The organism is Deinococcus pimensis DSM 21231, from assembly GCF_000519345.1.
Taxonomy (GTDB): domain Bacteria; phylum Deinococcota; class Deinococci; order Deinococcales; family Deinococcaceae; genus Deinococcus_A; species Deinococcus_A pimensis.
Genome location: NZ_KI912637.1, coordinates 108,959 through 117,540 on the forward strand (window position 1 = coordinate 108,959; position 8,582 = coordinate 117,540).

Annotated in this window: 11 protein-coding genes; 6 read left to right on the forward strand and 5 right to left on the reverse strand. The window is 71.5% G+C overall.

Going from position 1 to position 8,582, the window contains the following annotated elements:
* Positions 1 to 194: hypothetical protein (locus DEIPI_RS39380; RefSeq protein WP_045233974.1), on the forward strand; the 194-nt coding region annotated here is incomplete at its 5' end.
* On the opposite strand, the gene DEIPI_RS0109255 is transcribed toward DEIPI_RS39380, so the two are convergent.
* Positions 191 to 574, reverse strand: coding sequence for a 4'-phosphopantetheinyl transferase superfamily protein (locus DEIPI_RS0109255; protein ID WP_027481599.1), 384 nt, complete (start codon positions 572 to 574; stop codon positions 191 to 193). The two genes, DEIPI_RS39380 and DEIPI_RS0109255, sit on opposite strands and share 4 nt — an antisense overlap.
* Before the next feature lie 39 nt (positions 575 to 613).
* On the opposite strand from DEIPI_RS0109255, the gene DEIPI_RS0109260 reads away from it, so the two are divergent.
* Complete coding sequence (locus DEIPI_RS0109260; protein ID WP_157463567.1) at positions 614 to 1,288, forward strand: HepT-like ribonuclease domain-containing protein; 675 nt, start codon at positions 614 to 616, stop codon at positions 1,286 to 1,288.
* 40 nt (positions 1,289 to 1,328) lie between these two features.
* Here the strand turns inward: DEIPI_RS0109260 and wrbA are convergent, their stop codons facing one another.
* The 4 genes from wrbA to hisF all read right to left on the reverse strand — a co-directional run bounded on the left by wrbA (position 1,329) and on the right by hisF (position 4,822).
* The gene (gene wrbA, locus DEIPI_RS0109265; protein ID WP_027481601.1) at positions 1,329 to 1,940 is read right to left on the reverse strand and encodes an NAD(P)H:quinone oxidoreductase; all 612 of its coding nucleotides are present in this window, start codon (positions 1,938 to 1,940) and stop codon (positions 1,329 to 1,331) included.
* A 103-nt stretch (positions 1,941 to 2,043) separates the two neighbouring features.
* Positions 2,044 to 3,057, reverse strand: coding sequence for a class II fructose-bisphosphatase (gene glpX, locus DEIPI_RS0109270; protein WP_045233975.1), 1,014 nt, complete (start codon positions 3,055 to 3,057; stop codon positions 2,044 to 2,046).
* A gap of 329 nt (positions 3,058 to 3,386) precedes the next feature.
* The gene (gene hisIE / locus DEIPI_RS0109280) at positions 3,387 to 4,061 is read right to left on the reverse strand and encodes a bifunctional phosphoribosyl-AMP cyclohydrolase/phosphoribosyl-ATP diphosphatase HisIE (RefSeq protein WP_027481603.1); all 675 of its coding nucleotides are present in this window, start codon (positions 4,059 to 4,061) and stop codon (positions 3,387 to 3,389) included.
* Positions 4,058 to 4,822 carry an imidazole glycerol phosphate synthase subunit HisF gene (gene hisF / locus DEIPI_RS0109285; RefSeq protein ID WP_027481604.1) on the reverse strand — a complete coding sequence of 255 codons (765 nt, stop codon included), beginning with the start codon at positions 4,820 to 4,822 and terminating at the stop codon, positions 4,058 to 4,060. Before hisF ends, hisIE begins: the two co-directional genes overlap by 4 nt.
* 216 nt (positions 4,823 to 5,038) lie before the next feature.
* On the opposite strand from hisF, the gene DEIPI_RS0109290 reads away from it, so the two are divergent.
* The 4 genes from DEIPI_RS0109290 to DEIPI_RS29840 form a co-directional block, all read left to right on the forward strand.
* On the forward strand, positions 5,039 to 5,473 hold the full coding sequence (locus tag DEIPI_RS0109290) for a response regulator (protein ID WP_027481605.1): 435 nt from the start codon (positions 5,039 to 5,041) through the stop codon (positions 5,471 to 5,473).
* Positions 5,474 to 5,550: 77 nt separating this feature from the next.
* Entirely contained in the window at positions 5,551 to 7,218 is a 1,668-nt protein-coding gene (locus DEIPI_RS0109295) for an AMP-binding protein (protein WP_027481606.1), read from the forward strand.
* Positions 7,219 to 7,426: 208 nt separating this feature from the next.
* Complete coding sequence (locus DEIPI_RS0109300; protein WP_027481607.1) at positions 7,427 to 8,275, forward strand: SHOCT-like domain-containing protein; 849 nt, start codon at positions 7,427 to 7,429, stop codon at positions 8,273 to 8,275.
* The coding region (locus DEIPI_RS29840; RefSeq protein ID WP_084474113.1) for a DUF2089 domain-containing protein at positions 8,272 to 8,582 on the forward strand (311 nt) is incomplete at its 3' end. The genes DEIPI_RS0109300 and DEIPI_RS29840, both read left to right, overlap by 4 nt.

Consider the following 8,582-nt stretch of genomic DNA (forward strand, 5'->3'; position numbering starts at 1 on the left):
CGCTCGGCGGCGGCCCCACCACCACGTACGCCGGGGCGGGCGTCGGGTACGACCCCGGCGCCTCGCGGCTCTTCCCGAACGTCGTGCTCGGCGCGAACCTGCCCCTCGCGGGCGCGCTCGGCGCCTTCGGAGAGTTCGGCTGGCGTGTCGGCGTGGGCGGCGTCACCCGCTTCGGCCTGACCTTCGCCTTCTAGCGTTCCTCCAGGATCACCACGGCCGACGCGTGCTCCTTCGTGTGCGTCATCGTGAGGTGCGCGACGAGCCCGCGCCCCCGCAGTTCCGCGTCGATCTCGTCGCAGAAGCGCAGGTAGGGCCGCGTGAAGGGAAAGGGGCCCTGCGGGGTGGGGTCGCGGCGCACCCACACGTCCGCCCAGCCGTGCGGGCGCGGCCAGACCTTCTGGAAGGCCTCCTTCGCGGCGAACCGCGCCGCGAGCGACGGGGTGGGGTCCACGAAGCGCGCGCAGTAGGCGAGCTCCTCCTCGTGGAAGAGCCGCAGGAAGCGCTCGCCCTCGCGGCTCCTGGCCCGGCGGATACGCTCGATCTCGATGAGGTCGTGCCCGACCGCGACGATCATGAGGGGCATTGTGACACGGCGCGCGCTACAGTGGGCCGCGTGCGCCCCCCCGTGAGCCTGCCCGACGTCGTGGACCTGCTGCGCCTCCACCGCGAGGAGTGGGACGACGGCAGCGTGAGGGAGCTGGAGGTCTTCGGGAGCTTCGCGCGGGGCGCGGCGGGACCGGAGTCCGACGTGGACTTCCTGCTGAGCTTCACGCGCCCGGTGGGGCTGCTGCACCTCGTGCGCTTCAAGCTCGTCTTCGAGGAGCTGCTCGGAAGGCGCGTGGACGTCGTGACGCCCGGAGGCCTCAAGGCGGCGCTGCGCGCGGAGGTGCTGGAGGACGCGCTGAGCGTCACGCGCTTCGAGGCCCCGCGGGACGGCGGCCCGAGGCCGAAACGCTGGCGCTGGCGCGTGCGGGACATGGTGGCGGCCCTGGAGCGCGTGGCGCGCTTCACGGCGGACCTCGACGAGGCGGCCTTCCACGCGTCGGAACTCGTGCAGGACGCGGTGCTGCTCAACCTGCTGCGGGTGGGGGAGAGCGTGAGCTACCTGCCCGACGAGCTGCGCCTGCTGCACCCGGAGGTGCCGTGGGAGCGCCTGCGGCAGGTGCGGCACCTCGTCGCGCACGATTACTTCGGGCTGGACCTCTCGCTCGTCTGGACGACCGTCCGCGAGGAACTGCCGCCCGTCACGGCGGCGCTGCGCGAGGTCGCGGAGCGCCGCCGTGTGTGAGGGGCGGCGCCGCCCGGCGCCGCCCCCCTGCCGGTGAGGCTCAGCCCCGGATCTTGAGGCCGAACTGCACGAGGCGGCGCGCCTGGTGGCGGATCGCGTCGAGCTTCTCCTGCGGGATGGGCTGACCGTTGGCGGTGACGCTCACGCCGTAGGGGTTGCCGCCCGAGGCGAACACGCTGGGGTCGGTGTAGCCGGGAGGCACGAGGACGCAGCCCCAGTGCATCAGGCTGACGTAGAGCGCCTGCAGGGTGGTCTCCTGACCGCCGTTGGGGTTCTGCGCGCTCGTCATGACCGTGGCGGCCTTGTTGGCGAGCTTGCCCTGGTACCACAGGCCGCCCGTGGTGTCGAAGAAGGCGCGCATCTGGCTGGCGGGGCTGCCGTAGCGGGTGGGCACGCTGAAGAGGTACGCCTCGGCCCATTCGAGGTCGTCGAGGGTGGCCTCGGGGACGTCGCGGGTGGCGGCGTGGTGTTCGGCCCAGGGGCCCTGGCCCTGCACGACCTCGGGCGGTGCGGTCTCGCGGACCTTGAGCACGCGCACTTCGGCGCCCGCCTCACGGGCCGCTTCGGCGGCGGTCTGGGCCATCTGGTAGTTGGTGCCGTAGGTGCTGTAGTAGACGATGGCCAGCTTCAGGGGAGTGCTCGTCTGGGTCATGCGAGCACCGTACCCTCACTATGTTTTCCATAACAGTGTATTTTTTACATTGCCAATGACGCCGGGGCCCGGCCAAGAGGGCCGGACCCCGAAGGCGGACGGTCTACACGCGGACCGTGACGCGCGCGCCGCCCTCCTCAAGGTGCACCGTGTCGATGAAGCGCACCACCCGGCTCGCGTAGCCCATCGCGATGCTGTGCGTCCGCGCGCCCCCGCCGAAACGCCGCACGCCCTGCAGCAGGTCCCCGTCCGTGATGCCCGTCGCGGCGAACACGATCTGCTCGCCCGGCGCGAGGTCGTCCGTCTTGTAGATCCGCGTCTCCGACACGCCCATCTCCGCGAGCCGCGCGCGCTGCGCGTCGTCCTCGGCGATGAAGCGGCCCTGGATCTCCCCGCCGAGGCACTTCATCGCGGCGGCCGTCAGCACGCCCTCGGGCGCGCCGCCCCAGCCCATCAGGGCGTGCACGCCCGTGCCGCGCACCGCCGCCGCGAGCGCCGCGATGACGTCGCCGTCGCCGATGAGCTTGACGCGCGCGCCCGCGCGGCGGATGCCCTCGATGAGGCTCTGGTGCCGCTCGCGGTCGAGCACGACGATCAGCAGGTCCTCCACGCCGCGCTCCAGGCTCATCGCGAGCGCCTTGAGGTTCGCCTCGATGGGCCAGTCGAGGCTGACGTGACCGGCGGCGGGGGGCGGCACGACGAGCTTGTCCATGTAGATGTCGGGCGCGTGGACGAGCCCGCCCTTCTCCGCGAGGGCGATGACGGCGACGCCGTTGGGCAGGCCGCGCGACGTGACGGTGGTGCCCTCCACGGGGTCGACGGCGATGTCGACGGCGTAGCTCTTCTTGTGCCCGCCGAGCCGCTCGCCGATGTAGAGCATGGGGGCCTCGTCCATCTCGCCCTCGCCGATGACGACGGTGCCGTCGATGTCGAGGTCGTTGAGGACCTCGCGCATGGCTTCCGTCCCGGCGGCGTCCACGGCGATCTTGTCGCCCTTGCCGACGAGGCGGCTGGCGGCGAGGGCGGCCTGCTCGGTGACGCGGACCGTGTCGAGCACGAGGGCGCGCTCCATCTGCGTGCCACGGGTCCCGGCGATGGGTTTGGAGGACTTGGTCATGCCCTCACGGTAACATGTACGAACGTTTGTTAGAGCTTGAGCTTCAGGAAAAAGGGGCGCCGATCCCGGCTGCGGAGCGTCGTACGGACCGCCTGCGCACGCTCTGCCCTCGTACGGACCGGGGCGGCCCGGTCCTCATGCCTGGGCCGCCCACGCGTCTCTCCACTCATTTGAAGACTCCAACCCAAAGCAGCAGCAGGTAGATCGCGACCGGCACGATCGCCGCGCCCACGAACAGCTTCAGCAGGCGCCACCAGTAGTCCAGGAACTCCCGCACGACGTCAGGCTAGCAGACGGGGAGGGGGAGAAATGCCCTTCGCGCGACCGATCTAGCCGACGTCCTTCGGCCCCCTGAGTCCCGTGCGGCCCTCGCGGGCTTCGAGCACCAATGCCACGTCGGCGGTCGTCACGCCGACCTCCGCGAGCGCGAAGAGCGTGTGGAACAGCAGGTCCGCCGTCTCCTGCGCGAGGCCCTCGCGGTTGGCGTTCTTCGCCTCCAGCAGCACCTCGCCCGCCTCCTCCGCGACCTTCTTGAGCACCCGGTCGAGGCCCCCCGCGTGCAGGCGCGCCACGTAGCTGTTCTCCGGCAGGGTCTCCAGGCGTTCGCGGATAGTGGCGTACACGCGTTCCAGCACGCCGTCGAGCGAGGGGGGCGCGGCCTCGCCGGGCTCCGCGAGCAGGGGGTTGTGGAAGCACGAGCGCTCGCCCGTGTGGCAGGCGGGCCCGGTCTGCTCCACGACGTAGAGCACCGCGTCCCCGTCGCAGTCGAGCCGCACGTCGAGCACCTTCTGCGTGTGACCGCTCGTGAGGCCCTTGATCCACTGCTCCCCGCGCGAGCGCGAGAAGTAGGTGCCCTCGCGGGTGGTCAGCGTGCGCTCCAGCGCCGCGCGGTCCGCCCAGGCGAGCATCAGGACGGCGCCGTCGCGGGCGTCCTGCGTGACGACGGGCACGAGGCCCCGCTCGTCGAAGCGCACGCCCGACAGGTCGAGGGAGGGCGCGCTCACGGGCGCACCACCACGCCGTGTTCGCGCAGGAAGGTCTTGACCTGCGGCACCGTGAGCTCCCCGAAGTGGAAGACGCTCGCGGCGAGCGCGGCGTCCGCGCCGCCCTTCGTGAGCACCTCGCGAAAGTCCTCCAGGCGGCCCGCGCCGCCCGAGGCGACGACGGGCACGTCCACGGCGTCCACGACGGCGCGCGTGGCGGCGATGTCGAAGCCCGCGCGGGTTCCGTCGGCGTCCATGACGTTCAGGACGATCTCGCCCGCGCCGAGCGCCTGACCGCGCGTCACCCACTCGATGAGGTCGAGGCCGGTGTCGACGCGTCCGCCGCCCACGAAGACGTTCCAGCCCGAGCCGTCCGCGCGGCGCTTGGCGTCCACGCTCAGCACGACGCACTGCGCGCCGAAGTGGTCGGAGGCGGCGCGCACGAGGTCCGGGTCGCGGACGGCGCTGGAGTTCACGCTGATCTTGTCGGCGCCCGCGAGCAGCAGCGCGCGGAACTCCGCGACGGTGGTGACGCCCCCGCCGACGGTGAGCGGCATCATGACCTCCTCGGCGACGCGGGCGGCGACGTCGAGCATGAGGCGGCGGCCCTCGTGCGTGGCGGTGATGTCGTAGAAGACGAGTTCGTCGGCGCGCTGGCCCTCGTAGGCCTGCGCGAGCGTGAGGGGGTCGCCCGCGTCGCGGTGGTCCTCGAAGAACCGGACGTTCTTCACCACCCGTCCGTTCTGGACGTCGAGGCAGGGGATGATGCGCTTCGTCAACATCCGGTCAGTCTAGCGCTCTCCGGCGCACGGCCCGCCCGGCTGAGGCCGGACGGAAAAATAGACGCGGTTCAATCTCGTGCTCACGGAACTCATCCCTGGCGCTCACGCCTTAACGTAATTTGTGACGACATCTCATCTTTCTGTAAGATAAGCTTGCCGGGCAGGACCGAACTCCCCCTTGTCACGCGCGCGCGCGCCGTCAGAAAGCGAGCCCCCTTGCACGCCAAGCGAATCCTCCTGGTCGACGACAACCCCCACGACGTGGAACTCGCCCTCGCCGCCTTCGAAGAGGGCGACCTGCGCGACGCCGTCGCCGTGGCCCACAGCGGCGAGGAGGCCCTCGACTACCTCAGGGGACGCGGCATCCACGCGGGCCGCCCCAGCGGCCACCCCACCGTCGTCCTCCTCGACCTCAAGATGCCCCACATGGACGGCGTCGCCGTGCTCCAGGCCATCAAGGCCGACCCGGAGCTCGCCGCCATCCCCATCGTCATGCTCTCCACCTCCCGCGAGGACACCGACATCGAGGTCTGCTACCGACGCGGCGCGAGCGCCTACGTCGTCAAGCCCGTGGACTTCGGGCAGTTCATCGAGGCGGTCAAGACCATCGGCGTGTTCTGGGCACTGCTCAACGAGCACCGCAAGGACTGAGCCTTCTTCGCCGCGTCGGCGCGGGCGTATGATCCGGGAAACCGAACCATCCGCCCACGCCGAAAGCGAGGACCCTCATGACGCAGACCTCCACCTCCCGGGCGGCCTACCGGGCCGCCCTCGACTTCGTCCTCACCCGGCGCGGCGACCCGGACGCCCACGCGGACTTCCGCTGGCCCCGGCTCGATCGCTTCAACTGGGCGCTCGACCACTTCGCGCCCCTCGCGCGAGAGCTCGGAGCCGCGCCCGCCCTCGTCTGGGACGGCGGCGAGCTGAGCTACGCGGACCTCGACGCGGACGCGAACCGGGCCGCGAACCTGCTGCGCCGTCTCGGCGTGGCGCGCGGCGACCGCGTCCTCCTGATGCTCCCGAACGTCCCCGAGCTGTGGGTGACGTTCCTGGCCTGCATGAAGCTCGGCGCGGTCGTCATTCCCGCCACGACCCTGCTCGCCGAGGACGATCTGCGCGATCGCTTCGAGCGCGGCCGCGCCACCTTCGCCGTCGCGGAGGCGCAGGCGGCGCCGCGCTTCGCGGGCATCCACGGCTTCACGGGCGTCAGCGTGGGCGGCGAGGCCCCGGGCTGGACGGACCTCGCGGGCGCGCGCGACCTCCCCGACGCCTTCGAGCCCGACGGGGAAACCCTCGCGACCGATCCGCTGCTGCTGTACTTCACGAGCGGCACCACCAGCCGCCCCAAGCTCGTGACGCACACGCACGCGAGCTACCCGGCGGGGCACCTCAGCACCCTCTTCTGGATCGGGATGGAGCGCGGCGACGTGCACTGGAACGTCAGCTCGCCCGGCTGGGCGAAGCACGCGTGGAGCAGCTTCTTCGCGCCGCTCACGGTGGGGGCGGCGGTGGTGCTGTTCAATGAGCGCTTCGACGCGGCGCGCGTCCTCGACCTGCTCGTGAAGCTGCGCGTCACCACCCTGTGCGCCCCGCCCACGGTGTGGCGCATGCTGATCCAGCAGGACCTGCCGCGCTGGCCGGTGGTTCTGCGCGAGATCGTCGGGGCGGGCGAGCCGCTCAACCCGGAGGTCATCGAGCAGGTGCGCCGCGCGTGGGGCCTCACCATCCGCGACGGGTACGGGCAGACCGAGACGACCGCGCAGGTCGGCAACCTCCCGGGCCGGGACGTGAAGCCGGGCTCCATGGGTCGCCCGCTGCCCGGGTACGTTGTCGCGCTCATCGGGCCGGGCGGGGAGGAGGCCGACGAGGGCGAGCTGAGCCTCGACCTGACGCGGCGCCCGCTGGGCCTCATGGCGGGCTACGAGGGCGACGAGGAGCGCACCCGCGCCGTGCTGGGCGGACGCTACTACCCCACGGGCGACGTGGTGCGACGCGACGCGGACGGGGACCTGTGGTACGTGGGCCGCGCGGACGACGTGTTCAAGAGCAGCGACTACCGCATCAGTCCCTTCGAGCTCGAAAGCCTCCTCATCGAGCACCCGCTCGTGGCGGAGGCGGCGGTGGTGCCGTCCCCGCACCCGGAGCGCCTCAGCGTGCCGAAGGCGTACCTCGTGCTGGTGGAGGGGCACGGCCCGTCGCGGGAGACGGCGGCGGACATCCTGCGCTTCGCCCGCGCGCGGCTCGCGGCGTACAAGCGCGTGCGGCGGCTGGAGTTCCTGGACCTGCCGAAGACGATCAGCGGCAAGATCCGCAGGGTGGAACTGCGGGCGCACGCGGCGAGGCTGGAGCGGGGCGAGCACGAGTACTGGGAGGACGACTTCGACGACCTGGGGTGAGGACCGGTCTCGCAGGCGAAGGAGCCGCTCCACGAGCGGCTCCTTCGCCTGTGGAGCGGGGGTGGCGATGCCGGGCGCGGGGGCGCGTCCCCAACTCAGTTGGCAGGATGAGCCATCGGAATGCAAATCTTTGCCATCAAGGATTGACTTTCCTCTAGCAAAGATCTACAGTCGAGCTACAAGAAATCGCAAGTCACCCGGAGGCCCCATGTCCCAGGAACGCCAGCAGATCCTCGAACTCGTCGCCAGCGGCAACATCACCGTGGAGCAGGCCGACGAGCTCCTCGCCGCCCTCGACCGTGCCGACTCCGCGCCCGGACCGCCCGCGCCCGCCCTGCCCAGAACCCCCCTCACGCCCCTGCCGCCCGTCCCGCCGCGGCTCCCGGAGCCGCCCGCCGGGCGCGGACGCTCCGCCCGGGGGGACTGGAGCACCCCCTCCTTCGAGCAGCTCGTCGTTCTCGGCAAGCACGGCATCAGCCCCGCCTTCCTGCGTGAGGCGCGCGACGCGGGCCTCGGTACCCTCAGCTTCGAGCAGGTCGTGCAGCTCGCGAAGTACGGCGTCACGCCCGCCTACGGCAAGCAGCTCCTCGACGCGCTCGGCCGCGAGCTCAGCTTCGAACAGCTCGTGCAGTTCGCCAAGTACGCCATCCGCCCCAGCCTCCTGCGCGAACTTCGCGACGCGGGCCTCGGTGACCTCACGGTCGAGCAGATCGTCCGCATCGGCAAGTACGGCGTGAGCCCCCAGTTCGTCCGTGAGCTCGGCGAGATCGGCATGCAGGGCCTCAGCGCCGACCAGATCATCCAGCTCGCGAAGTACGGCATCAGCCCGCAGTTCGTCCGCGAGGCCCGCGAGGCCGGCTTCGACTTCGGCGGCGGGTCCACCACGCGGGACGTCCGCGAGCTCGCCCGCGACCTCGCCAAGGAACGTGCCCACGCCGCCCTCGCCGGGGAGATCGAGGACGAGGAGGCCGTGGAGCCCGAAGAACCGCTCGAAGTCCTCGCCATCGAACCCTACGAGGACCCCGAGGACGCCGACGAAGAGGAGGACCGCGCGTGAGGGGCCGCCGCTACCCCGTCCTCACCCGCGACCCCATCACCGGGGGAGAGCTGATCGTCACCCGCCTGGAGGGCGTCGACACGGGCGTCGTCATCGAGGGCGAGTTCACCCTGGGGTGGATCGCGCGGCTCACGCCCGAACAGTTGGAGTTCGTGTTCGCGCTCGTCCGCAACCGGGGCAACGTCCAGAAGCTCGCCGTGGAGCTCGGCATGGCCTACAACACCGCCCGCGCGCGCCTCGACGACATCGTCGCGGTGCTCGGCGGGCCGGAGTCGGAGGCCGCGCCGCCCCCACCGCCGCGCGGCCC

Excerpts from the sequence above, each read along its gene's own strand:
- glpX (WP_045233975.1), bottom strand. The coding sequence starts at position 3,057 with ATGACCAAGTCCTCCAAACCCATCGCCGGGACCCGTGGCACGCAGATG.
- hisF (WP_027481604.1), bottom strand. The coding sequence starts at position 4,822 with ATGTTGACGAAGCGCATCATCCCCTGCCTCGACGTCCAGAACGGACGG.
- DEIPI_RS0109295 (WP_027481606.1), top strand. The coding sequence starts at position 5,551 with ATGACGCAGACCTCCACCTCCCGGGCGGCCTACCGGGCCGCCCTCGAC.
- wrbA (WP_027481601.1), bottom strand. The coding sequence starts at position 1,940 with ATGACCCAGACGAGCACTCCCCTGAAGCTGGCCATCGTCTACTACAGC.
- DEIPI_RS0109255 (WP_027481599.1), bottom strand. The coding sequence starts at position 574 with ATGATCGTCGCGGTCGGGCACGACCTCATCGAGATCGAGCGTATCCGC.
- DEIPI_RS0109300 (WP_027481607.1), top strand. The coding sequence starts at position 7,427 with ATGTCCCAGGAACGCCAGCAGATCCTCGAACTCGTCGCCAGCGGCAAC.